Origin of the sequence: uncultured Roseibium sp. (assembly GCF_947499295.1) — a bacterium.
Classification (GTDB): domain Bacteria; phylum Pseudomonadota; class Alphaproteobacteria; order Rhizobiales; family Stappiaceae; genus Roseibium.
This window is the reverse complement of sequence record NZ_CANMNP010000020.1, coordinates 35,986-59,896: the sequence shown is the minus strand read 5'-3', so window position 1 is coordinate 59,896 and position 23,911 is coordinate 35,986. Positions and strand designations below refer to the sequence as shown.

Below are 23,911 nucleotides of genomic sequence, written 5' to 3'. Positions count from 1 at the left end.
ACCTCGATGGATAAAGGCTTTGCTGCTCAAACGGGAGTGGGGCAGGAGAGCCTTGTATTGAGGTGTTTGCTCACGATGCGTGCAGGTTCAGCTATCAGGCTCTGGCTCATAGATCAGAATATCGCCTGGTTGGCAGTCCAGCACTTCGCAGATCTTTTCAAGCGTTTCAAACCGCACGCCCTTCACCTTGCCGGATTTGAGCAGCGAGACATTCTGTTCCGTGATTCCGATGCGCTCGGCCAACTCTTTTGAACGCATCTTGCGACGGGCGAGCATGACATCCAGTTCAATGATGATTGGCATGATGGGTTCCCGGTGCACCGTTGCTATATTATTTGTCTGTTTTCTTCTGCAAGCAGAGCGGCCTCGCGCATGATCCATCCGAAGAGGAGCAGGAGTGCTCCGAGAATCATGCAAAATATTTCCTCACCATCAACGGCGACGTCAATAATCCTTTCGCCACCTGCAAAGTCCAGCCCGAGGATGAGCCAGGTAACTGGTTCACTGGCCACATCAAAAACGGCGTAGGAGATAAGCCAGATACCGAGGACTACAATGGCTTCTGAAGTCTTCAGGGAAAAGAAATCCATTTTTTGAAACTGCTGACACAGGTTTCGCAAACTCCAGAGCGCGCCGGACACAAGTGTGAGTGTGACAAGGACGAGTGTCGCCAGAGCTGCGCGCATTCCAACTGGCATGTCGGCAAGCAAACGTTCTGTCTCATCGATTGAAATGGCAGCCTGACCTATCTGAGCTGCGAACGAGGGAACAAGGATGGAGAGCACACTCACAAGAGCGATAATCACCAACCCCAGCACACAGATCGATACACCCCATTTCAAGGACCTTGCAAGGAACCGAATACGTCGCTGGCGTGAAGACCCGCCAACCGCTTCCATTCGCATCATCTGATTGATCTCCAGTCCCGCATCAGACGAACTGCCGGTTCTCGTCGGCGATCAGGGCTGCTTCGCGCAGGATCCAGCCAAAGAGAAGCATGAGCGCGCCCAGGATGAAGCAGAAAATTTCCGCGCCATCGAGCGAGACTTCCATAGAGCGTTCACCAGGAGGCAGATCGTAGGTCAGGATCACCGAACCAATCGGATCGCTGATCAGGTCAAAAACAGCAAAGATGATCAGCCAGACACCAATGGAAATGACGTTGGCAAGCGTCTTGGGAGAGAAAAATTCCATCATCTGGAAACGTTTGAAAACCTGTCGAATATTCCAGATCGACAGGGAAAGGCAGGCGATCGCTACCCAAAGAAGCGCAGCGATTCCCAAACGTTGGCCGTATGGAATGTCACCAATCTTGCGTTCGACTTCTGCAATGTCGATCGTTTCATTCGGGTCGATCAACAGATTGCTTGGCATGGCAACTTCAAAAAGAATTACCGCGCCAAGCAATACCATAAGGGCAAGAACCAGAGTCACCGTCCATTTCATGAACGCGGACAGCCTTCGGATTCTCGTTAGCCGTATTTCTCTCTCTGCCCATTCCTGATCGTTCATTGGTTGCTCCGATAGGTAACTCACTTGGTGGTGTGTCTACAGCGCAAGCCAGCGAAATGCAATAATTTTGATATTGCTATTGACAAAAAAATTATCGCTATCAATTTTAAAATTATCGTTTCACATTAATTTATGAAAGTTGTGAAGCGAGGTAAGACTCAAAACTCAAGCGAGATCCTCGATGGTAAGTTCTTTTGCCAATTATGTTTTTTTTGTTCCGGCCAAACTGCGGCGTTCCCCGGTCCTGCGGAAACTACGCTGTCACTGGCTGATAGAGCCTGTCATTTTGTGTGTTGTGCTGATCCTGCTCGTCTCGGGAGCCAGGGCGGCCGATCTCGGAGACTTCGAGGCACCTGGTTTCGATCCCATTCCAGCCCCCACGTCTATTTGGGCGGGACCCTATTTGGGGTTTGAGGCAGGGCCGTCTCAAACGGTGACGGAGGTCAAGGCAAATCGGCGAACGAAGGACGTTTCACGACTGGATGCTGCCTTTGGCCTTTTTGGAGGTTACAACTGGCATGTGTCTCGATTTGTGCTTGGTGTTGAGGGCAGTGCCACTTATCTCGGCGGGCGCGAGACAACCCGGCATTCAGTTTTGGGCAATGTCAAAACCGGCGCAAAGTGGACTGCCAGTGCCAAGGCGAGGGCGGGGCTGCCAATCCGAAATTTCATGCCTTATGTCAGCGTCGGTCTGGCTGCAACGGAACACAGCCTTGAAGCCAATGGCAAGGAACGCTCCTCCGTATCCCTCGGCCCTGTGCTGGGAGCCGGTCTTGAGGTTGCCGTGAAGGACAAATGGAGACTTCGCGCCGACTACAGTGTGACAGGCATTGTCGACGACAAGGCAAATTACGGCGGCACGAGCGTCAAGCGCACATCCGGCAATCATAGGTTCATGATCGGCTTGTCGCGCTCGTTTTGATCAAGGAAAACCAATCAGGTAAAATCATCGGCAGGGAAACCCTGCCGGTGGTCTCGTTCAGCAGCAACTTAGCCCAGGGCGATCAAGCCTGTCAGGTCCGCAAGCACGGCCTTCGGGGCAAGGTCCTGATATTCGTCCGGCATGCCTGTCCGGTTCATCCAGACCGTGCGAAAGCCGAATGCAGTTGCACCGGCAATATCCCATCGGTTGGACGACTGAAAGGAAACCTCTTCAGGATAGATCCTGAATTGGGTCGTGACCATTTCATAAACCTGCGGGTCGGTCTTGAATGTCTTCAGATCGTCGACCGAAAAGATCTCGTCGAACAGATCGCTCAGTCCGGAGGCCTTCGCAGCTGCCTCCAGCATTGCAGGTGACCCATTCGAAAGGATAGCGATCTTTGCTCCTGTCGCTTTCAGATCGGTTAAAACCTGGGGAACCTCAGGATAACAGTCCAATTCCCAATAAGCGCTCAACAAGTCGTCCCGAAGTGATTGGTCTGCCGAGGGAACAAGCGCAAAAGCCGTATCCAGTCCCTGTTGTGTCAGCTCCCAGAAGTCTTTGTACTGACCCATGAGAGCGCGAACCCAGGAGTATTCGAGTTGCTTTTCACGCCACAGAGACGAGAGTTTTTGCGCGTCTGGGCCGAGTTTCGATGCGTGTTTACGCACAGCTGCATGCACGTCAAATAGGGTGCCATAAGCGTCAAACACAAAAGCGGCATGTGCCATACCCGGATCTCCATCGCCTTAAAATGAACCGCGGCAGAGAAGCCTCTGGCGGACCGTGCGTCAAGCACGCTGATATGCGACAAAAGTGGCATAGGCTCAAGCCGGATTACGATGTTGGAAGTTCTACCGCTCCTTCCGGGGTTATTGTCCAGAAGGGATTGTGCGCAATTTCCAACAGGTGACCGCCGGGCACTTCGACATAGGAGCTGTATCCGCCCCAGAAGGCTTTTTCGGGCGTCTTTATCGGTTTTGCCCCGGCCTTGACTGCTTTGGCAAACATCTCCTCGACGTCGTTTTCGGAGCGAGCGTTCCAGGCAAGGGTGATCGCACCGGTCGGATTGTCGGTGACCGGTCGGTCAATTTCCTTGGCCAGCGCTTCACGCGAATAAAGCGCAAACACGCCTCCGATAACCTGAAAGAAAACGACCTCAGGCGAGGGGGCGGCGTTGACTTTCCAGCCGAGGCCGCTTTCAAAGAATTTGCGGGCAGCTCCAACATCGGGAACTGCAAGAGTTGTCATTGAAATACGCTGTTCCATGTCCCAGGCCTCTTTCTAAAGAATGTGAACAAATAGAGAACATATCTATCTCGATGTCAACATCTCAACCACGATGGCGTGGCGGCAGTCTCCAATTCTGTCCAAGTTCCTGAAAAGCAACCAGAAGGAAGAAATTTCCCGTTTTTGACTAAAGAATGGAGTAAATTGTCTCAAGTTGCGTCCATTTCAGGAAAAATTAAAGCAACTTTTTTCAAGCATGCGGTAAGCTATTGACCTTGGGATGTGCCCGGTGTTGTGTCGGTCCCTAGGACAGTCGGCTACAGGAAAAAACTGGAGGAAGCATGAGCGGGTGGAGTGACACATGGACCTGGATCGACGGGACTTGGCACGCGGGCAATCCGCCTATCATGGGGCCGCGAACCCATGCCTCCTGGTTGGGGTCAAGTGTTTTTGACGGAGCCCGTTTCTTCGATGGCGTCATGCCCGACATTGATCTGCACTGCTTGCGCGTCAACGATTCTGCGCTTGCGCTCGGTATAAAGCCGACCATGAAAGTCGGTGAAATGGTGGAGCTTACCAAGGAAGGCTGCGCCAAGTTCAAAGGCGATCAGCAGATCTATGTGAAGCCGATGTATTGGTCGGAAAATGATGGGCCGGGTGTGATCACCGGGGATCCGGACAGCACTCGTTTTTGCCTTTGTCTGTTTGATGCGCCGATGGCACCCCGGGACACCGCGATGAGCATCACGCTGTCACCATATAGACGGCCGACAATGGAATGCATGCCGGTCAATGCGAAGGCCGGGTGCCTTTATCCCAATAATGCCAGAGCCATGGTTGAGGCCAAGGAGCGCGGCTTCGACAATGCTGTGGTACGGGACATGCTCGGCAATGTCGCTGAATTGACGTCCGCCAACATTTTCATGGCAAAGGACGGCAAGGTTCACACACCGGCTCCCAACGGGACTTTTTTGAACGGAATCACACGCCAGCGTATCATTCAGCTGCTCAGATCTGCTGGCTATGATGTGTTCGAGCGCACAATGGGCTACCAGGATTTTCTCGAAGCCGATGAGATCTTTTCGACAGGGAATTACAACAAGGTCACTCCGGTAAAGCGCATCGAGGAGAGAGATCTTCAGCCCGGCCCAATTGCATCGCGTGCGCGCGACCTTTATTGGGACTTCTCGCATTCCTGATCGCCAGATGCATTTCAATGTGTCCAGAGCTGAAGCTCAGGAAATATGCGGCTACCTGACGGCAAGCGCAGCTGCGACAAGCAGAGCCGCCGCTGCTGCCAGCGAAGCGCCATCGAATGAACCGGTGAGGTTATGCAGGTAACCTGCAAACCACGGGCCTATTACCTGGCCAATTCCAAAACTTGCGGTCAGGATGGCCAACATCCTGCGGATCGCTTCTGGCCCACCCGCACTTGCCAGGCGCCGCCCTTCCATCAGACCAAGTGCGGTCATGCCCATGAACGTGCCCCCAAGCAGGGCTGCACCCAACAGGAAGACAGATGGGTTTTGACCAATCACTGTGAGGGCGACACCGGCTGCTTCGATGATACTGGCCAATGCAAAAGCACGCCTTGCACCCAGAGAATGGGCAACCTTGTTCCAGATATAGATCGACGGCACAGCAAATAGGCCGACGGCAAGCCACACAAAAGGTTCGGCGGGCTGCAGTGCAGGTGTCGTTCGCGCAATCGTGGAGACAAATGTCGCGGTAATCACATAGCCGAAACCAAACAATCCATAGGCAATGATCAACCGAACAAGACCTGGCTCCAGATAACTTATTGTAGTTACCGTGCTATTTTTTGCGTTTGCAGGGATCTCTTGGGATGGCTTAGGGGTGGATGTGTTTTTTCCCGGCACAAGGATTGCCGCCAGTACCAGTAAAACGAAAGTCGCCGCGCTACTCGCCAACCACAGGCCACGCCAATCAGTGCCTGTATGCGCAAGGGCGGCGACCAGCATTGCAGAGAAGGCAATGCCGCAGCCGACGCCTGCAAAATGCAAGGCGGAGAGACCTCCGCGGCCAGCATTGTTCAGGCGTTCAAGGATCAGAGTCGTTGAAAAAACGAGTACAAATGCACTGGCTATACCGCTCAGAAAGCGGATTGCCAAATATGCAAAAAGTGCTGTTGTCAGAGCCATTGCCGCACTTGTCAGCGCGCTGACAAGCAATCCGCCAAGGAACCACATACGCGGACTGCCCGACAAAAACCGCGACGCGCCGGCAAGTGCCCCGGAGAGATAACCGAGAAAATTCGCGGCGGCGATCAGACCAGCTTCATCTGCCGGCAGAATCAGGCCTTCTGTCATGAAAGGCAAGATTGGCGTGTAGACGAACCGGCCAATACCCATGGCTGCGGCGAGCGCGCAAAGACCGCCGATTGCGAGTGTGGCCGGATCGCGGGAGAGGGCTTTCATTCCAGTATCGCGGCTTCCGGTAATTCCAGTCAGCACCATTTAGCGCGAATGGAAGGGACATTGCCACGTTCGATTTGCCATGTCATTCATGCCGATGGAATTTCAAGCGCATTTCGATTGCTTCGCCAGGTCTGAAGCCGGATCGGGACCCAGGCTAAAATGCCGGACTGTCAGGGCCCGATTTCTCCAATAGCAGTTTGAAAGAAGACTTCTGCTGCTTCGCGTATGCGGACTAGCTTGTACTACAGAAGAGCCTGCGCAAGGATCATCAGGACTCCGGCTCCCGCAATGTAGCCGGCATCTATGGCAAGAGCAGCATTGCTTTTTTTGCAGAAAGCGCCGTTGGAGATGGTCAAAGCGGCTGCAGCCAAAATGGCGAGAATCGCAGCGACAAGCGCATCGAATGTTGCGGTTATTCCAATCACGGTCGCCAAAAAGAACAACCCGATTATCTGGAGCAGCATAGCGCCCATTGGTGGCTTGCTGTCCTTGTTGAGTTCGACACCTGAACCTTGGGCCCAGGGTCTTGCGAAGAGCAGGGGAGAATAGACCAGCCATCCGAACAAAAAAGCAACGACCGTGCCCGCACCAACTGCAATCCAGTTTACGTTTTCAAATTCCACTATCGCCTCCTTGCCGTAGTCCGACGGGTGGCCCGACATTCAGGAAACCGCGAACGGGGCATTCATTCAACCATATGGATGAATTATCAGCTGATAGCAAATCAGTCAACTTAAGGGTTGATTGATTTGTTTGGTGATTGGAACGTGCCCGCTTGCAGTGCCTGCAGACGGAAGCCGTTCAAGGCACCTCAAGCACTGAAATCGGCCCATATGGCGATCGGCAGCACTTCAGGAAACTGGTTTTTGAAAAGTCCGGCAGACTGAATGTTGCTCAGCCATGGAGCGTGCAGAATTCCGGACGCTGGCTCTGTTCCTGATTGCAGCAGCTTTTATAGTTGTTGTAGCATTGATCAAGCGAGCTCCAGTCGCTTTTTTCAGTATATTTTGGGAACAATGCAGCAATTACGATTGTCGCCGAAACAATAAGGGCAATCGAGTAAGTGTTTTTTAAAGACATAACTCTTTCCTTTTTGTTTGGCCTCCGGTCTATTAGCTTTCATGACCATATCAAACTCAGTAACACTTGCCGTGCTGCGGATCACATAAAGACATTTTTCTGAAATCCCTTGATCTGGCGTGATGGCAGAATAAAAAAACAAGAATATTTTTTTTTATTTTGCCTTACATGCTTGCCGACAGCCCGTTGCAATCCTATTTTGCCGCTCGAAGCGGTTCTTCTGGCGCTCGCCCGGACCGCCGGTCACTGACCTTTTGAGGAGTTTGTCATGTCATTCGAATTGCCCGACTTGCCATATGCATATGATGCCCTGGCACCTTACATGTCTGCTGAAACCCTGGAATTTCATCATGACAAACACCACCAGGCCTACGTAACCAAGGGCAATGAGCTGCTTGCCGGCAGTGGTCTGGAAGGCAAGTCTCTTGAAGACATTGTGAAGGAGAGCTACGGCAAGAACGCACCTCTCTTCAACAACGCTGGTCAGCACTACAACCACATCCATTTCTGGAAGTGGATGAAGAAAAACGGCGGAGGTTCGTCTTTGCCGGGGGCGCTTGCTTTCGCAATTGACAGTGATTTGGGCGGTTTCGACAAGTTCCGTGCTGATTTCATTGCTGCCGGCATCGGCCAGTTTGGCTCCGGTTGGGCATGGGTTGCCGTGAAAGACGGCAAGCTTGAGATCATGAAGACACCCAACGGCGAGAACCCGCTGGTTCACGGTGCAACGCCAATCCTCGGCTGCGACGTTTGGGAACACTCCTATTACATCGACTACCGCAATGCGCGTCCGAAATACCTGGAAGCCTTTGTCGACAGCATGATTGACTGGGATTACGTCCTGGAGCTCTACGAAGCTGCCACCAAATAACATCGTCGTATCGGCGTGAACACGAAACCCCGGTCTCACGACCGGGGTTTTTTGTTGTGTCGTGCAAGGAGCGACACTTTGTTACAAATTTGGGCGGAGATCACGGGAGCGTGATTTTGATAGTGCTCCAATCTTGCGCTGTACTCTGCACGGTGTGAAATGCCATCGAACTCGTGACGCGAGAGGGAGAGAAATATGCGCATTGTCAGGAAAATGGCCGTGGCCGGATTGGTTTTGGGTCTTGGTGTGGTCAGTATCGCCGCGCAGGCATCCGATGACCCCATTGAAACCCGCAAGGCAATCATGTCGTCCGTCGGTGCTGCTGCCGGTCTGGGTGGTGGCATGATGAAGGCTGAAATCGACTATGTTCCCGCTGCTGGAAAAGCAGCAATTGCCACCGTAAGAGCCGCTTCTCTGACATTCGGCGATTATTATCCCGCAGGCTCTGATCAGGGCGATACGGGTGCTGCAGCGGCGATCTGGGAAAACCCGGAAGGGTTTGCGGCCGAGCTCGCAAAGTTCCAGGCTGCGACTGAAAAGGCAGCTGCGGCTTCAGGAAAAGACGGCCCAGCAGATCTTGATGCATTCAAGGGAGCCATGGGGCCGGTTTTAGCGACTTGCAAATCTTGCCACGAGACGTACCGTAAGAAGAACTGACCGGACGCGATCCGGAGATTCTTTTTGGTCTTTTCGGGAGAGGCCCGATGAAAAAGGCAATCCTTGTACTTGTTGTTCTGGCGGGGATTGCTGCCGCCATCGGTTGGGGCCTCTCCGCTCCCACACGGATGAGTGCGGAAGAAGCATCCGCGCTGAAAGAAGGCGACCCCGCGAAAGGCGAGCTTGTTTTCTGGGCAGGTGGCTGTGCCTCCTGTCATGCCGAGAAGGGAGCAAAGGGAGACGATCTCCTGAACCTCGGTGGCGGTCTGCGGCTTGAAACACCTTTTGGAGTGTTCGTTGCTCCCAATATTTCGTCGAGCAAGGCTGACGGTATCGGCGGCTGGTCTCTGATAGATTTTGCAAATGCAATGACGCACGGGACGTCGCCTGACGGACAGAATTTCTATCCGGCCTTTCCGTATACTTCCTACGCCCGGATGACACCGGAAGACCTTGGTGATCTTTACGCCTTCATGGCAACGGTCCCTTCCGTCGAGGGCAAAGCTGCATCGCACGAGCTCGGCTTTCCCTTCAACATTCGCCGGGGTCTCGGACTATGGAAGCGTATGTTTCTGGACCCGGCGCCAGTCATTTCACAACCGAGTGGCGACGGCGAAATTGATGCCGAGCAATGGGAACGGGGCCGCTACCTCGTTGAAGGACCGGGCCATTGTGGTGAATGCCACACCCCGCGCGACTTCGCCGGCGGCCTCGTTTTGTCAGATTGGCTTGGTGGTGCACCGGCTCCCACCGGGGAAGGGCGAATTCCGGATATCACGCCAACGCAAGGAGGTTTTGGCAGCTGGAGTGCAGCTGACATTGCTTACTATCTGGAGAGCGGCTTCACGCCGGAATATGATTCGGTTGGCGGTGAAATGGTCCATGTGCAGGAAAATATGGCCCGCCTTCCAGCGAGCGACAGAAACGCGATTGCCGCCTATCTGAAAGCAATTCCGACCGTCGCTGAACCTGCAAATTGATCAATACCATCAAGCGGACGTCTTCAGCCAATCTCATGACAGTGCAAAGCAGTATTACAATATCTCCCGTGGCGGATGCGCAGGACCTGAACACCGTCAAGGATCTCTTTCGAGCTTATGTAGACTGGCTCGGCATCGACTTGTCCTATCAGGGGTTTGAAGAAGAACTTGCCGGTATGCCCGGTAAATATGCACCACCGAAAGGTGCCCTGTTCGTGGCAAAGGACGAGGCGAGCGCGATCCTTGGCTGTGTCGGCCTGAGGGCCTTTAATGACGATGGCGCTTGTGAAATGAAAAGGCTCTATGTCTTGCCGAAGGGGCGGGGACACGGCGTCGGAGCGGGTCTGGTCGACCGCGTGCTTGATGCCGCCGTTTCGGCTGGATACAGCGAAATGCTGCTGGATACGCTGCCGTCCATGTCCGGCGCCATCAAGCTCTACAAAGCTGCAGGCTTTGTTGAAGTGCCTGCGTATTATTCGACACCGATCGAAGAAACGATCTTTTTCAGGAAAGACCTTTCTGAACTCTGAAACAATGGTCTCGGGCGGTGCTAAACGGCAATTATCGCTTCGATTTCCACCTTCAGTTCCGGTGCAAATAATCCTGAAACCATCACAAGCGAGCTTGCCGGAACGGCATCCTTATATCCGGTCGACAGCGCATTTCGTATGCCCGGAATGTCAGCCGGATCGGTCATGAACACTGTAACCTTGATGAGGTCGGCAAGAGTTCTGCCAAATTGTGCTGCGATAAACTCCAGTTGTTCAAGCACGGCATGGGTCTGTTCGCTCGCCGAGCCCGTCCGCCGTTCAGTGCCGAATGCCGTAAAACCAGAAGTGAAAAGCGTGTCCCCATGTTTGACAACGTGCGTGTAGGGGCCAACCGGCAGGCCAAGTTCTTCAAAATTTTTGCGGGTCAGTGTCATTTTCCGATCCTTTGAATTTAGTTAGACGGTATTCGAAATAGCCGGTCAGTCTTTGAACGGGTGGACCGAGAAGGAATGCAAGGATGGCGGCCGGTGGCCAGGCGAGCCGAAAGGCTGCCATCCATTGACCGACGAACCCGTCCGTCCACCCAAGATTGATGAGGGTCACCCAGCAGGACATGAGTAGCGAAAGGCCGAATGACATCAGGATTGCTGCGATAAACCGATGTCTCATCTGAATTCAAGCCGTATCCGTTCGAGCATTCGAACCGATTTCACCAAGCTCTTCGATATAGCTCACTTCCGTCAGATTCCGCGCCAGATAGGTCTTTGTGTGTGGCATTTCAAAATGGTCCAGAAGCGCCTGCCGGTTCGTCCAGCATTCCCACAGGGTGAACTTTTGCGGTTGTTTGAGGTTCTGACGGATTTCAAACAGAATGCATCCGGGTTCGCTCTGGGTCTGTTCCGCCAGAAGCCGCAGTCCGTTTTCTGCTTCTTTCAGATCAGCGCCGCCTTGAAGCTCGATACCTGCGCTCACAAAGTAATTCGACATTGCACTCTCCATTGCTGATTGGTGTGGACGCTGAAGATGTATTGATTTCGAATTTCAGAATCTATATCGATATGCGAGAGTTCAATTTTCAAAAATGAAATCATGCTTGACGATCTCGCGCTTTTTATTCGCATCGCCCAGAATCGCAGCCTGTCCGCCGCAGCCAAACAGCTGAGTGTGCCACCGGCGACCGTGACGCGGCGATTGCGCAAATTGGAAGAAGAGATAGGTGCGCAGCTCGTTCACCGGTCGGCTCGCAAGTTCTCGCTGACATCCGAAGGCGAAGTATATTACGAGGCATTCGCCGATCTCCTCCAGCAGGCGGAGGCTTCATTGCGGGGATTGAGTGCGGATTTGACCGAAATGAGGGGGCGGCTGCGTGTGGCCGCACCAACGAATATCTCCGTCGGTATGCTGGAGCCAATGTGGTCAGCATTCTTGAAGGCCTATCCTGATATTCAGCTCACACTTCAACTGAGCAATGAAAACCAGGACCTTCTGGAAAATCGAATTGATCTGGCGCTCCGGTTCGGACCTCAGACGGATCTGCGTCTCTATCAGAAACACGTCGGGCGCGTTGCAACTATGCTGGTCGCCTCTCCGGACTATCTGGCCGAAGCAGGTGTTCCGGAGCGACCTGAAGACCTGCAATCACACAAGCTGATCTGGGTACCATCGCTGCCTCAGTGGCAACTCCGGAACCTGGATACGGGAGAAGAAGCTGTCCGGTACCCAGCAGCAAATGTTGCGGTGGACGATATCGGACTGGCTTGTCAGTTCTCAGCGGACGGGCACGGCATTGCACTGCTGCCGGTCTCCGAAACGTCGGGGAATATCCTGGCAGGCCGGATGAAGTTCGTGTTGCCGCGCTGGTGTGGACAGACGCGTGAGGCTTACGCAGTCTGGCCCACAGGCCGCCTTTTAAGTGCCAGAGCGAAATGCCTGCGTGACCATATGGAAACCTATATGGCAGAGCGGCCCATTTTTCAGGGAGCATTGCCGGAAAGCGGGGTCAATCAAGCCGTGTAGGTGTTGCAGCGCATGAAACGTGGAACGTCGATATAGTCACGCATGTAAAACAGCCAGGCTTGGCATTCCTGCTCTGTTTTAAAGCAACCGGCCTGTGAGATCTGATAGCGCCTGTCAAAATTGATCACGCGCCCGCTGGCAATGCCTTTCCAGCCACTGCCCGTGAACGAACGGCAGTCGTAAGGTGTGTTGTAGGTGTAAGGAATGTTGCCGAGGTCCTTGGAAAACGTCGGTGCAAAAAGCAGGTCCGAAGGTGTCTGGAACTGGTTTTGACATGCGGCAAGACTGAAAGCTGCAGCAATGACCGTTGCGCGCAGACCGGTTTTGGATGCGCTAACAGCGCTCTGAAAACGGCGGACTTTGCGGGACATGGCAGGCTCCAGTGATATGTCGGAATCGGCCCATTCGGGCATCAAAAGACTGATTTGCAACAAGGTTCAATTGAGCCGAAGACTGGCTCAAAATCAAGTCACGAAAGACGAAGCCCTTCACTCACAAGAGTGAAGGGCAATCGGTCAATCTGTTCCCCGAAAGTTTAAGAGCTGCACCTGCAAGTGCCGAGGTGATCTGTTATGCGAACGGATCTACGTTGGGCAGGTTGAAATTGAACGGATTTTCCAGGCCCTGACCCATGTCATCCCACTGCTGATAGTGCCCATCTTCCTGCAGCTGCAGCAAAACCGATTCCAAGTGGTCACTGACCGTTCCGACTGCATCCCAGGCGTCACCCATGCCAGCTGTAAAACGGGCGATTTCATCATAAAAGCCCTGTGGAAGCGAACCGATTTCAATCTCGTCAAGGCTGGAGAAGTAGAACGGGAATGGCGTTTCATACTCGAAAAAATAGGCGCGCTCCGCGCCGTTCAGGTAGACGATTTCGCCTTCGAACATGACCGAAAGTGACATCTCGTACCGGCCGAAATCGATCAACTGAATGTCGATAGCGAGTTCGAAAATCATTTCGAATTCTGCGATCCCGTAGTCGAACGCTTCGCCATAAACCTCTAACATCTGTTCCTGGCCAAAGGCTGTCAGAACCTGGTTGCCGTGCTCATCAAAGGTTTCTGCCTGAATTGTGGTACCAACCTCGGAGGCCATTTCGATATAGAGCTGTCTGAACTGGTTGTCGTAGAAGTTCCCTTCGAACGCATGCATCAGCCCGCTCTGGTATTCAACGGCAATCTCCTGGCCATTGTAGAAACCGGACTTGATTTCGGTCGCCCGCTCCTCAGCAAGGGTCATGATGTCCAGTGTTCCGTCCGAGGTGCGGAACGTGTGGTTCATCATTTCAAGGCCGAAGCCGAGCTGCTGCTCTCCGGCACCATTCGCGGACTGGACTTCCGAGGTGATCCCGCCCTGTGCTCCTTCCTGCAAGTCGCCGACCGGCAGGTTGTCTTTCCCGCTGAAGGCATAGGGGTCGAGGTTCAAAAAGGGGAGGGCGTAGTCCGGCTGTCCTGGCCCGGTGACCTCTGTCTCTGTTGTGTCCGTCTGAATATTTGTGCCGGGCGGACCCCCAGCTTCTTTCTGGCTTGTTGTCGACTTCAAAGCATCGAGCTGCTTGTCCAGCAGCGTTGTCATGTCAAACAGAGCGGTATTACGTGATCCGATATGAGTAGTCATAGTTTTCCTCTCCAGAAATGCTGCATTGATCAAAATAAAACCGATTTGATTGCGCGCTTTTGACGTGGGGAGGTTTTTTCTACTATTCAATATTAATTGTTATTCATGAAATCGATGTAATATTTTGGTTTTCGTATTAAATACATTTATGTGTTTAGGTGAAATTTTTGCAAAGGATCTGTAGCTGCGCCCCCTTAGCTGCAATTTAGACTTCCAAAAATTAGAGGAACAAAAAAAGCCGGTGCATTGCACCGGCTTTCTGGATTGGAGTGTCCTGTAAACTTAGTTCACGTTGATCCAACGCAGCATGAGGAAGTTGTCGGCACGCTGGGTCAGGTCGATATTGGATTTCGATCCCCAGAGCAGGGGCTGTACATGAAGCGGGACATAGACAACATCGTCGCGGATGATCGTGGCCACTTCATCCAGCATTGCCTGCCGCTTTTCTGCATCGATTTCCTTCTGAATCTGAGGGAGTAGTTCATCAACGCGCTCGTTGGAGTAACCACCGAAGTTCCAGCTGCCGAGTTTCTTCTCATCATTCTTCGTGGTGACAAGGAAACGGACCGGATGTTCTGCATCGAACGTTCCGGGCGACCATCCCAGAAGATACATATCGAAATTGCCGGCCCGCAGCTCCGGCCAGTAGTTTCGAACGGGCATCGCCTTGAGGTCGGCCTTCATGCCGGCCTGTGTCAGCATCGCCGCCATAGCCTTGCAAAGTGCTTCATCATTGATGTAGCGGTCATTCGGGCACATCAGTCCAAAAGAGAATCCGTCTGGATAACCGGCTTCGTTCAGAAGCGCCTTGGCGCCGTCCGGATCATATCCGATGCGCTCGCTTGCCGCGTCGCTGAAGCCTTTCATTTGGGTGCTGACCAGCTGGCTGGCAACCTCGGCATTGCCGCGCATGATCTTGTCGACAAGCGCTTCTGCGCTGATTGCCTTTTGAACCGCTTCCCTGACCTTCACATCCTGAAACGGGTTCTTGTCGGAAGTCTCGTCCGAGTACTTCAAGGCATCATGGCCGTGTGCGAAACCGAGCATGATCACCCTGGCTTCAATGCCCTGGTGAAGTGTCAGACCGTCCTGGCCCTCGACCCGTCCGACGTCCTGAACGGGCACCGGGTTGATCAGATCAACCTGTCCGCTCAAAAGACCGGCAACGGCGGTCGCCGGATTGGCGATCGGGATGAAAGTTGCCTTGGTGAGGTTGTGTTTCTTCTCGTCCCACCAGCCTTCGTTGGGCTCAAGTACTGTCTGAACACCGGGCTCACGAGACGTCAGCTTGAATGGGCCGGTGCCGTTTGCATTCAGTGTTGCAAAGGTCTCGCTGTCCTTGGCTGGACGTTCAGCGCCATTGGCCTCTGCCCAACCTTTGTCCAGGATCATGAAATTCGCAATTGAGTCGGGGAATATCGGGTTCGGGGCGTGCGTCAGAAAGTCGATGGTGTGGTCGTCGACGATCTTGACTTCCTTGACCGGTGCGAACCAGGAACTGGTGTCGGCCTCTTCGGAAGAAGCGCGCTCATAGGAAAAGAGAACGTCTTCCGCGGTGAGGTCTGCGCCGTCATGAAACTTGACGTCCTTGCGCAAGTTGAAGCGCCAGCCGTCGCCGCCGAGCGGTTCCCAGCTTTCAGCAAGAGATCCCTCGATTGCCATATCCTTGTCACGACGGACCAGACCTTCATAAACATTGTTCAAGAACCCAAGCACAGGCGCGGAGTTGACCGCGTGAGGATCCATGGTCTGAGGGTCGGTCGGTGATGACCACTTAAGCTCTGCAGCACTTGCAAGAGAAACGGAAGAAAGCAGGGCAGCGGCGAGCGTTAAACTGGCTGAGAATCGGCCAGTTCTGCGTAATGACTTTGTCATGACATCCCCATCAACTGTTGTTTGGTCTGATTATCGAAACAACCTAAGTCATTTCAGGACAAAAGAAACACCGGACCGGCATGTGTGTCCGGTGTTCATTTAAACTTTTCGTGATGGAAAAATCCAGGCTCCCTCAGCCGCAATCGCTGCCGACGATCCCCGCCAGTCCAGCGGTCGCGGCGACTGCTGAGAAGAGACGCGTTTCAACCCGCCAAAACGGTTGAAGCAAAAAAACGCCCGACCTTGCGGGCCGGGCGTTTTTGAATTTCAAAGAACGTGCTTTTCTGGAAGCGTGCTTAGGCCTTTCCGGCCACCATGAGGGCAAAGGCCTGAACCAGTGCAACTTCCTTGAGGCGGTCAAAGCGACCTGAAGCCCCTCCATGGCCTGCCTCCATATTGGTTTTGAGCATCAAGAGCCTGTTGTCGGTCTTAACGGCGCGCAATTTGGCAACCCATTTTGCGGGCTCCCAATAGGTGACGCGCGGATCGGTGAGACCGGCCACCGCGAGGATTGCTGGATAGTCTTTCGCCGCAACATTGTCATAGGGAGAATAGGAGGCGATGTATTCGTAGGCTGCCTTGTCCGTGATCGGGTTGCCCCATTCCGGCCATTCCGGTGGAGTGAGCGGCAGCGTGTCGTCGAGCATCGTTGCCAGCACGTCGACAAACGGCACCTCGGCAATGATGCCGCCGAATTTCTCGGGTGCCAGGTTGGCAACGGCCCCCATCAGCATGCCGCCAGCCGATCCACCGTGGGCAATGATGCGGTCATGGGACGAGAACTTCTCCGCAACGAGGTGATCCGCCGCCGCGATAAAATCCGTGAAGGTGTTCTTTTTCTTCTCCCGGCGGCCGTCCTTGTACCAGCGGAACCCTTTTTCCTTGCCGCCGCGCATGTGCGCGATGGCATAGACGAAGCCGCGATCAACCAGCGAAAGACAATTCGTGTTGAAACTTGCCGGTATGCTGATGCCGTAGGAGCCGTAGCCGTAAAGGAGCAGGGGGGCTGAACCGTCAAGTATAGTGTCCTTGCGATACAAAATTGAGACGGGAACCGTTTCTCCATCTGCAGCTGGAGCCATCAGCCGTCTTGTCACGTAGTCAGAAGCGGTATGGCCGGACGGCACTTCCTGTTCCTTGCGCAAGACCCGCTCCCGGGTTTCGACGTTGTAGTCGAAGGTCTGAGAAGGTGTGGTCATGGAAGAATAGGTGAAGCGTATTGTGGTCGTGTCGAATTCGTATCCGCCGCCTGCGCCCAATGAATAGGCTTCTTCGTCGAATGCGATCGAATGTTCGATGTTGTCGGTCAATCGGCGGACGACAATGCGCGGAAGGCCGTCTTCTCGTTCCAGACGAGTCATGAAGGTCTTGTAGACACAGTGAGACAGCACCAGACAGCCTGGCTTGTGCGGAACAAGATCTGTCCAGAATTCGCGGCCCGGCGTCGCCTTGGGAGCGGTTACGATCTTGAAGTCTTCCGCGTCTCCCAGGTTTGTCAGGATATAGAGCGTGTCGCCATGGTCATCGACGGAATATTCGACACCCGTATCGCGGGGCGCAATCAGGACAGGTGGTGTTTCCGGGCTGTTTGCCGGGATCATCCAGACTTCGGACGTTTCATGGTCATGGATGTCAATAACGATCGTGTCGCCGGACTGGGTCTTGCCGACACCCATGAAGAAACCGCTGTCTTTCTCTTCATATACCAGGACATCTTTGGCCGGATCGGTGCCGATTTCATGTCGGAATAGTTTGGAGGGCCGGTGATTGTCATCCAACCGGATATAGAAGACAAATTTGCTGTCCGCGCAAAAGACGCCGCCGCCACCGGTGTCCTCGATGCGATAGTCAAGGTCCTTGCCGCTCTCGATATCGCGGAGCTGCATTGAATAATATTCCGAGCCCTTGTCATCGTAGGCCCATGCAAGAAGTTTGTGATCGGGCGATTGGCTGGCTACGCCGATCTTGAAATAGGCCTTGCCCTCAGCTTCCTTATCGCCGTGCAGCAATATGGTTTCCTTGCCGCCGTCGCGAAGTGTGCGGAAAAAGATGGGCTGCTGCCCACCGGTCTCGTATTTCAGACCATAGGCATAAGGACCGTCGGGCGAGGGGACGGAACTGTCATCTTCCTTGATCCGGCCACGCATTTCCCCAAAGAGCGTTTCCTGCAGCTCCTTTGTGGTGGCCATCTGGCTTTCCTGAAAGGCGTTTTCAGCTTCCAGATAGGCACGAATGTCGGCATCAAGCACGGACGGATCTCGCATGACTTCTTGCCAGTTGTCGGCTCGAAGCCAGCCATAGTCATCCTGGCGGGAAATCCCGTGTGTCACGAGGGTTTCAGGGCGCGCTTCGGCGCGCGGGGGAAAAGCATCCTGTTTCATTGTCCCGAGGTAGGTTTTTTCCGTGATGAAGGCAAGGTCGACGCTGTTGAAAATCACATTGTTTCCCGCGTGATCCCGGCCCTGCTCGTGCAGAACACTGTCAAAACTGCAAAGACCTTTGCCAGTCCCGCTGTCTGCGTATTCATTGGATCAATCGTAAGTCAGCTCCGTCGCCTTGCCGCGGAACACCGTATAGGCGAGGATCGTGTAGCCGATGATCACAGGCAGCACGAATATCGCTCCGAGCAAAATGATGAAGAGGCTCTCCGGGGCGCTGGCACTCTCGTAAAGGGTCAGTTTTTCCGGAACCACGTAAGGGTAGAACGAGTATGCGAGCCCTGAAAAGGCAAGCGCGAACAGGGTCGCCGTTATGCAGAAGGGCACCCAACTCCATCTGTCCTTGCTGTCGGGCAAGTGCTTCAACGCAGTCCATAATACAAACAGGAGAAGCGCGGACATGAGCGGCAACGGCGCCAGCAGGATGATGGAAGGAAAGGAGAACCATTTCTCGAATATCCTGCTGCTGACAAGTGGACTTGCCAAGGAAACGGCGCCCAGTCCCAGGATCACACCCCAGAGACTTCGGCGCGCCCAGTTGACGGCCTTTGTCTGCAATCTGCCCTCGGTTTTGATGATCAGCCAACTTGCGCCGATCAATCCGTAACCCCCGGTCAGGCAGACAGCGGTCAGCAATCCGAATGCAACGGTCGTTGCGGTCTGTTCCAGGCCCATAATGTAGATGCCGAGCATATAGCCCTGCGAAAGGGAAGCGGACAGGGAGCCCAAGAAGAAGGCGAGGTTCCAGCGAGCTTTTTGTGAGCCGGTGGTCTTGGCTCGAAACTCAAACGCAACGCCCCTCAGAATTAAGCCAATCAGCATGACTGCAACTGGCAGATAGAGCGCGGTCAATATGGTTCCGTGTGCGGCGGGAAAGGCAACAAGCAGCAATCCTACGGCCAGAACCAGCCAAGTTTCATTGGCATCCCAGAATGGTCCGATAGCGGCGACCATTCTGTCCTTTTCTGCGTCAGTGGCAAAGGAGAACAAGATACCGACTCCAAGGTCAAAGCCGTCAAGAATGACATAGACCAGGATCGATAGGCCCATCAGCGCGGCAAATGCCAGCGGGAGCCAGATTGCAGGATCTCCGAATAGGGTCATCTTGATTACTCCGCCGGCACAAGCGAGACCTGCGCCGCTCCAGAATGGGGGCGGGCGTCGGTGTTCGTGGTTTTTCGGGCGAGCCGGAAAATCACCGTCATATAGGCGGCGAGCAAAACAGCGTAGACAACGAGATAGGCAGCAAGGGTCGAAGCGACCATGCCTGCGGGCACATCGGCAACCGCCGCTTTTGTTGTCAGAACCCCCTGAACCAACCAGGGTTGCCGCCCGATCTCCGTCGTGTACCAACCGGCCAGTGTGGCAATCCAGCCCGAGAAGGTCATGGCCACGAGACCGCGCAGTATCCAGGGATTGAGTTTATCGATGCCGCCGCTGCGGCGCAGCGCAATCAGCGTTCCCCAGCTTGCCAACAGCATCAACATGCCGGTTCCGACCATAACGCGGAAGGACCAAAAGACCGGCGCAACCGGCGGGTGCAACGGCGTGCCATCTTCGGCATAAAAATCGTTCAGTCCTGGAACAACACCTTGCGGGTCGTGTTTCAGGATCAAAGACGCGCCGTTCGGGATGGCGAGTTCGAACCGGTTTTCCCGCGCCTCTTCATCAGGCAGGGCGAACAGCAGCAACGGGACATTTGGTCCTGTGGTCCAGTTGCCTTCCATCGCCGCAACCTTTTGTGGCTGATGCTCAAGCGTATTCAGGCCATGGAGGTCTCCCGCATAGATCTGAACCGGGATAAGAATGGCCGCCATCCAAATACCGGTTTTGAAAGCGAGCCGCACTCCCTTCGACGTGTCCCCGATCAGACGTCGATAGGCGGATACCCCCGTGATCAGGAATGCCACGGTCAGGCCACTCGCCAACAGCATATGCGTCAGACGGTATGGCATCGATGGATTGAAGACGATCGCGATCCAGTCAGTTGCGTGAACCACACCGTCTCTCATCTCAAATCCGGTCGGGGTGTGCATCCAGGAATTCAGCACCAGGATCCAGAACGCACTGACTGTGGTGCCGAATGCGACGAGGAAGGTCGCCAGCGTATGAAGCCAGTTTGGAACTCGGCGCGACCCAAACAACATGATGCCGAGAAATGCCGCTTCCAGAAAAAAAGCAGTCAAGACTTCATAGGCCAGGAGAGGTCCGGCAACATTGCCGACGGTTTCCATGAAACCGGGCCAGTTGGTACCGAACTGAAAACTCATCGTGATGCCACTAACGACGCCGAGGCCGAAGGACAACGCGAATACTTTCACCCAGAACCGGTAGGCCGCCATCCAGCGATCGTCACCGGTTGCATTGAAACGAAGTTTGAAAAACAGCAATACCCAACCAAGGGCGATGGTGATCGTCGGAAACAGGATGTGAAACGAGATATTCGCGGCAAACTGGATCCGGCTCAATAGCAGCTCTTCCATGTGACACCTTTCAAGCTGTCAGCTCTTGCTGCTGAATATGGAATTTTACTTATCGGCTACAATTGAAAATGGCCTGCCTGCGGCGCCATGCCCTGCGGCAACCCGTCACTCGGTCACGTTGCCCCAGCGCGAGGGCTGCAACGCGGCGCACTGGTCTCAAGGCGCAGATATTAAGGGGTGCAACACATGTGGCTTTGATCACGGACCAGTTGATAATTTTCAGGTAGAGGCACGGCGCTCACCGGGTTCCAATGGAGTATTCTTATCAAGCTTAAATTCTTCATGCCGCATCCGCTGCAACAAACGAGGGACAATCTCATGCCGAAAAACATCAACATGTCACGCGGATCGTTTTGCGAGAAAAGAACGGGATAATCTGCAGGCTGAAGGGTCCCCGAGCTGGAACTATCGCCTCATTTGAACTTTGCAATTTTCATTGGGCAGTTTCGGTGTCCTGATCGATTGCTCTGCCGGCAAGAGCTCGGAACTAGGGTGTCCAAGTATTTCCCCCAAAGGTGAAAGGCCTGATTGACTCAACCAGCGATTTGCGGCACTCAGTTTTTTTGATGGTTTCCGAATCCGAGGCCGGATCGGGATTAAAAGGGAACACGGTGAGGCGTAGCCAGAAGGCACCAAATCCGTGACTGCCCCCGCAACTGTGAACGGCGAGCAAACCTGAAAGCGCCACTGGGTTTCCCGGGAAGGATCAGGCAAGCGATGACCCGTAAGTCAGGAGACCTGCCATTGCAATTTCAACTTCAACCCGGGCGGGGTGTCCCGGAGGAGCGAGTGGCATGGCATATCGGCTATCTTTGCTGACACAAATTGACATTCGGTTCTTGAACGCCCCGCGCCATCGCGGAGGGCGATATGAACCGGAGCAACACGACTGCCAATTCCTTTGATCCTGCCTTCTTGAAGGCTGCCGACCCCTTAAGTGAACGTGCCGCGCGAGCCATGCGGCCGAACGATCGTCCCGCAGGGCTTGCCAGAAAACTGAATCGTAATGTAATAACATTACAAGTGATTTTACCTGACTGTGCTTCGCAAGTGCCTTTGCGAACCCGGGATCGGGACGAATTAGACAGTTTCGGGGAAGGTCTGGCGGAGAACGATGATGCAAGATGACAAACACAAGATCTTTGTCTGCACGTCCTGCCGCTACAAGGGCACCAACTGCCGGCCGGGTCTTGAGCTGATCAAGAAACTTCAGGACGCAATGCGTCTTGCGACACCGATAGTAGGTGACGACTTTGAAGTGTCGGGCATTGCATGCATGGCCGGGTGCGACAGGCCCTGTACGGTCGCTTATCGGGCCAATGGCAAGGCAACCTATTTGGTTGGCGACATAGACCCAGAGACCGATATTGAGGACCTTATTGCCTTCGCGCGGCAGTATCAGGACCTCACAGATGGTTGGTGCTCTTCCACAGTACGGCCGGGCAAACTTCGCAAAACCACGCTTGCGCGCATTCCATCTGCGATGATCGTGACCCGGGCTGAGGAGACTGCAGTCTCATGAGTGGCACAGTTCTCAGTGTTCAGAATGTTGGATGGTCACCGGGCAGGGGGCATGCACTTTTGAACGGCGTCAGTTTTGACGTTCCCGCCGGCAAGGTGTTGGGAGTTGCCGGTGCCAACGGTGCTGGAAAATCCACTCTACTTCGGCTGCTCTATCGGTTCCATAGGCCGGTTACCGGGACCGTTCGTCTCGACGGTGAGGACATCTGGTCCATGTCGACAAGGGAAACGGCACAAAAAGTTGCCGCGGTCCTGCAAGAGCAACCCGGAGATTTCGCACTTTCCGTTCGTGAGATTGTTGAACTCGGTCGCCGCCCACACGGCTCAGGGTTTGCCAGAGGCGGTAGGCGGGATACCGAAATTGTCGATGAGGCCCTGGAGCGTATGGGCCTCAACGACTTGTCTGCACGTTCTCTCGGGACCCTTTCGGGCGGCGAACGTCAGCGTGTCATGGTGGCCCGCGCCCTGGCTCAAAAACCACGGCTGCTCATTCTCGATGAGCCTACCAATCACCTTGATATTCGACATCAACTGGAAATCGTGACGCTGATCAGCAGCCTCAACATCACGATCGTCACCAGTCTGCATGATCTCAACCTGGCAGGTCGCGTGTGCGATCAGGTGCTGCTTTTGCACAAAGGTAGATCACTTGGTTTTGGAACTCCGGAAGAGGTTCTGACGCCAACGCATATCGAACAAGCATACTCTGTCTTTGTCCGACAGGAGCGGCTTAGTCAAAGCCACGAGCAACACCTCACTTTTCACCTTTGAATATGGAATTCGTAACATGAAACGTATTGCACTTAGTCTCGTCCTGACTGTCTTGGCAGGGTCTGCATTTGCTGAAACCTCAGTGCGCAGCTGTGACCGGGAGGTTGTGTTCTCCGAGCCGCCGAAAGCGGCGGTTTCCAACGACGTGAACCTGACGGAAATGATGCTGGCTCTTGGTCTACGTGATCGGATGGTCGGTTACACCGGTATCTCGGGCTGGAAAACGCTGGATGAGGAAATGCGCGAAGGCGTTGCCGAACTGCCCGAGCTTTCCGCCAAGTATCCGACCAAAGAAGTGTTGATTGGAGCAGATGCAGATTTTTATTTCGCAGGCTGGAACTACGGCATGAAGGTTGGTGGTGAGGTCACGCCCGAGACGCTGGAGCCCTTCGGCATCAAAGTCTACGAACTGACGGAATCTTGTATCCACATTGGCGAAAAACCAAAGGTCTCCATGGGAGACATGTACAACGACCTTATCAATCTCGGTAAAATTTTCGACGTGGAAGATGCAGCCTATGATCTGGTGGCCGGCTACAAGGCCGAACTGGACGCATTTACCTCCAAATTGAAAGCCGGCGATAAACCGCTTCGCGTTTTCGTTTATGACAGTGGCGAGGATAAACCCTTTACGGCTGGGCGATATGCCATGCCGACCGCGCTGATTGAAGCTGCTGGGGGCATCAATGTTCTGGACAGCTTCGAAAAAAGCTGGGCAACGGTCGACTGGGAGGCAGTCGTCGAGGCCGACCCTGAAATGGTTGTCATCGTCAACTACGGTAAAGTCACGGCTGAAGAGAAGCGCGATTTCATGAAAAACAATCCCGCGCTGGCCGGAATTGAAGCGGTCAAGAATGACCGGTTCGTGACCTTGGAATATGTTGAGGCGACACCGGGTCCGCGCAACATCAGGGCCGTGAAGAAGCTCGCCAACGCATTTTGGGGCGAGTGATCCTTGCTACAACGACCGCACCATAGCCAATCCTTGAATGAGGCGACAAAGGAA

Annotated in this window: 26 protein-coding genes and 1 riboswitch; of the genes, 10 read left to right on the top strand and 16 right to left on the bottom strand. The window is 54.0% G+C overall.

The genetic code is table 11. The features are described from left to right. Positions 1–87 precede the first annotated feature (87 nt). Genes Q0835_RS25090 through Q0835_RS25080 form a run of 3 tightly spaced genes read right to left on the bottom strand, consistent with a single transcriptional unit; the run spans position 88 to position 1,512 of the window. Positions 88–303 carry a helix-turn-helix transcriptional regulator gene (locus Q0835_RS25090; RefSeq protein WP_298818461.1) on the bottom strand — a complete coding sequence of 72 codons (216 nt, stop codon included), beginning with the start codon at positions 301–303 and terminating at the stop codon, positions 88–90. Positions 304–326: 23 nt separating this feature from the next. Beyond that, complete coding sequence (locus tag Q0835_RS25085; protein WP_298965373.1) at positions 327–908, bottom strand: DUF2975 domain-containing protein; 582 nt, start codon at positions 906–908, stop codon at positions 327–329. A gap of 22 nt (positions 909–930) precedes the next feature. Further along, entirely contained in the window at positions 931–1,512 is a 582-nt protein-coding gene (locus Q0835_RS25080) for a DUF2975 domain-containing protein (RefSeq protein ID WP_298818465.1), read from the bottom strand. Positions 1,513–1,693: 181 nt separating this feature from the next. Between Q0835_RS25080 and Q0835_RS25075 the strand changes: the two genes are divergently transcribed. Then, complete coding sequence (locus Q0835_RS25075) at positions 1,694–2,434, top strand: outer membrane beta-barrel protein (RefSeq protein ID WP_298818467.1); 741 nt, start codon at positions 1,694–1,696, stop codon at positions 2,432–2,434. A gap of 68 nt (positions 2,435–2,502) precedes the next feature. Here the strand turns inward: Q0835_RS25075 and Q0835_RS25070 are convergent, their stop codons facing one another. Continuing rightward, entirely contained in the window at positions 2,503–3,165 is a 663-nt protein-coding gene (locus Q0835_RS25070) for a haloacid dehalogenase type II (RefSeq protein WP_298965371.1), read from the bottom strand. A gap of 106 nt (positions 3,166–3,271) precedes the next feature. After that, the gene (locus Q0835_RS25065; protein WP_298965369.1) at positions 3,272–3,703 is read right to left on the bottom strand and encodes a VOC family protein; all 432 of its coding nucleotides are present in this window, start codon (positions 3,701–3,703) and stop codon (positions 3,272–3,274) included. A 302-nt stretch (positions 3,704–4,005) separates the two neighbouring features. Between Q0835_RS25065 and Q0835_RS25060 the strand changes: the two genes are divergently transcribed. Continuing rightward, positions 4,006–4,863 carry a branched-chain amino acid aminotransferase gene (locus Q0835_RS25060; protein WP_298965366.1) on the top strand — a complete coding sequence of 286 codons (858 nt, stop codon included), beginning with the start codon at positions 4,006–4,008 and terminating at the stop codon, positions 4,861–4,863. 51 nt (positions 4,864–4,914) lie between these two features. On the opposite strand, the gene Q0835_RS25055 is transcribed toward Q0835_RS25060, so the two are convergent. Both Q0835_RS25055 and Q0835_RS25050 read right to left on the bottom strand, forming a co-directional pair. Continuing rightward, positions 4,915–6,102 (bottom strand): YbfB/YjiJ family MFS transporter, encoded by a 1,188-nt coding sequence (locus Q0835_RS25055; RefSeq protein WP_298965364.1) that lies wholly within the window; start codon positions 6,100–6,102, stop codon positions 4,915–4,917. 242 nt (positions 6,103–6,344) lie between these two features. Continuing rightward, entirely contained in the window at positions 6,345–6,725 is a 381-nt protein-coding gene (locus Q0835_RS25050) for a DUF1761 domain-containing protein (protein WP_298965362.1), read from the bottom strand. A gap of 725 nt (positions 6,726–7,450) precedes the next feature. Between Q0835_RS25050 and Q0835_RS25045 the strand changes: the two genes are divergently transcribed. From Q0835_RS25045 to Q0835_RS25030, 4 genes are all read left to right on the top strand, one after another. Then, a complete protein-coding gene (locus Q0835_RS25045; protein ID WP_298965359.1) occupies positions 7,451–8,053 on the top strand; it encodes a superoxide dismutase in 603 nt (200 codons plus the stop codon). A gap of 195 nt (positions 8,054–8,248) precedes the next feature. Beyond that, positions 8,249–8,710 carry a cytochrome c gene (locus tag Q0835_RS25040; RefSeq protein ID WP_298818481.1) on the top strand — a complete coding sequence of 154 codons (462 nt, stop codon included), beginning with the start codon at positions 8,249–8,251 and terminating at the stop codon, positions 8,708–8,710. A 47-nt stretch (positions 8,711–8,757) separates the two neighbouring features. Then, a complete protein-coding gene (locus Q0835_RS25035; protein ID WP_298965356.1) occupies positions 8,758–9,690 on the top strand; it encodes a cytochrome c in 933 nt (310 codons plus the stop codon). Beyond that, positions 9,687–10,220, top strand: coding sequence for a GNAT family N-acetyltransferase (locus tag Q0835_RS25030; protein ID WP_298818485.1), 534 nt, complete (start codon positions 9,687–9,689; stop codon positions 10,218–10,220). The genes Q0835_RS25035 and Q0835_RS25030 overlap by 4 nt, the downstream gene beginning before the upstream one ends. A 20-nt stretch (positions 10,221–10,240) precedes the next feature. On the opposite strand, the gene Q0835_RS25025 is transcribed toward Q0835_RS25030, so the two are convergent. The 3 genes from Q0835_RS25025 to Q0835_RS25015 are packed head-to-tail and all read right to left on the bottom strand — an operon-like array spanning position 10,241 to position 11,168. Then, complete coding sequence (locus tag Q0835_RS25025) at positions 10,241–10,615, bottom strand: RidA family protein (RefSeq protein ID WP_298818487.1); 375 nt, start codon at positions 10,613–10,615, stop codon at positions 10,241–10,243. Next, a complete protein-coding gene (locus tag Q0835_RS25020; RefSeq protein WP_298818489.1) occupies positions 10,590–10,850 on the bottom strand; it encodes a DUF2798 domain-containing protein in 261 nt (86 codons plus the stop codon). Before Q0835_RS25020 ends, Q0835_RS25025 begins: the two co-directional genes overlap by 26 nt. 6 nt (positions 10,851–10,856) lie before the next feature. Then, positions 10,857–11,168 (bottom strand): putative quinol monooxygenase, encoded by a 312-nt coding sequence (locus Q0835_RS25015; RefSeq protein ID WP_298818491.1) that lies wholly within the window; start codon positions 11,166–11,168, stop codon positions 10,857–10,859. Between the two features lie 102 nt (positions 11,169–11,270). Here Q0835_RS25015 and Q0835_RS25010 point away from each other — a divergent pair, with 102 nt between their 5' ends. After that, positions 11,271–12,197, top strand: coding sequence for a LysR family transcriptional regulator (locus tag Q0835_RS25010; RefSeq protein WP_298965353.1), 927 nt, complete (start codon positions 11,271–11,273; stop codon positions 12,195–12,197). Here the strand turns inward: Q0835_RS25010 and Q0835_RS25005 are convergent. The 6 genes from Q0835_RS25005 to Q0835_RS24980 all read right to left on the bottom strand — a co-directional run bounded on the left by Q0835_RS25005 (position 12,185) and on the right by Q0835_RS24980 (position 20,613). Next, the gene (locus tag Q0835_RS25005) at positions 12,185–12,568 is read right to left on the bottom strand and encodes a hypothetical protein (protein WP_298965350.1); all 384 of its coding nucleotides are present in this window, start codon (positions 12,566–12,568) and stop codon (positions 12,185–12,187) included. The genes Q0835_RS25010 and Q0835_RS25005 overlap by 13 nt on opposite strands. 199 nt (positions 12,569–12,767) lie before the next feature. Beyond that, entirely contained in the window at positions 12,768–13,817 is a 1,050-nt protein-coding gene (locus Q0835_RS25000) for a hypothetical protein (protein WP_298818497.1), read from the bottom strand. A gap of 282 nt (positions 13,818–14,099) precedes the next feature. Then, on the bottom strand, positions 14,100–15,692 hold the full coding sequence (locus Q0835_RS24995; RefSeq protein WP_298818499.1) for an ABC transporter substrate-binding protein: 1,593 nt from the start codon (positions 15,690–15,692) through the stop codon (positions 14,100–14,102). 296 nt (positions 15,693–15,988) lie between these two features. Further along, complete coding sequence (locus tag Q0835_RS24990; protein WP_298965524.1) at positions 15,989–18,073, bottom strand: S9 family peptidase; 2,085 nt, start codon at positions 18,071–18,073, stop codon at positions 15,989–15,991. A 150-nt stretch (positions 18,074–18,223) separates the two neighbouring features. Further along, the gene (locus Q0835_RS24985) at positions 18,224–19,234 is read right to left on the bottom strand and encodes a cytochrome d ubiquinol oxidase subunit II (protein ID WP_298965347.1); all 1,011 of its coding nucleotides are present in this window, start codon (positions 19,232–19,234) and stop codon (positions 18,224–18,226) included. Positions 19,235–19,239: 5 nt separating this feature from the next. Further along, positions 19,240–20,613, bottom strand: a complete 1,374-nt coding sequence (locus Q0835_RS24980) for a cytochrome ubiquinol oxidase subunit I (RefSeq protein WP_298965344.1) — start codon at positions 20,611–20,613, stop codon at positions 19,240–19,242. Between the two features lie 550 nt (positions 20,614–21,163). Further along, a riboswitch (cobalamin riboswitch) is annotated at positions 21,164–21,374 on the top strand. Positions 21,375–21,730: 356 nt separating this feature from the next. On the opposite strand from Q0835_RS24980, the gene Q0835_RS24975 reads away from it, so the two are divergent. Genes Q0835_RS24975 through Q0835_RS24965 form a run of 3 tightly spaced genes read left to right on the top strand, consistent with a single transcriptional unit; the run spans position 21,731 to position 23,857 of the window. After that, positions 21,731–22,135, top strand: coding sequence for a DUF1636 domain-containing protein (locus Q0835_RS24975; protein ID WP_298965342.1), 405 nt, complete (start codon positions 21,731–21,733; stop codon positions 22,133–22,135). Beyond that, complete coding sequence (locus tag Q0835_RS24970) at positions 22,132–22,905, top strand: ABC transporter ATP-binding protein (protein WP_298965339.1); 774 nt, start codon at positions 22,132–22,134, stop codon at positions 22,903–22,905. The genes Q0835_RS24975 and Q0835_RS24970 overlap by 4 nt, the downstream gene beginning before the upstream one ends. A gap of 16 nt (positions 22,906–22,921) precedes the next feature. Further along, entirely contained in the window at positions 22,922–23,857 is a 936-nt protein-coding gene (locus Q0835_RS24965) for an ABC transporter substrate-binding protein (RefSeq protein WP_298965337.1), read from the top strand. Positions 23,858–23,911 lie beyond the last annotated feature (54 nt).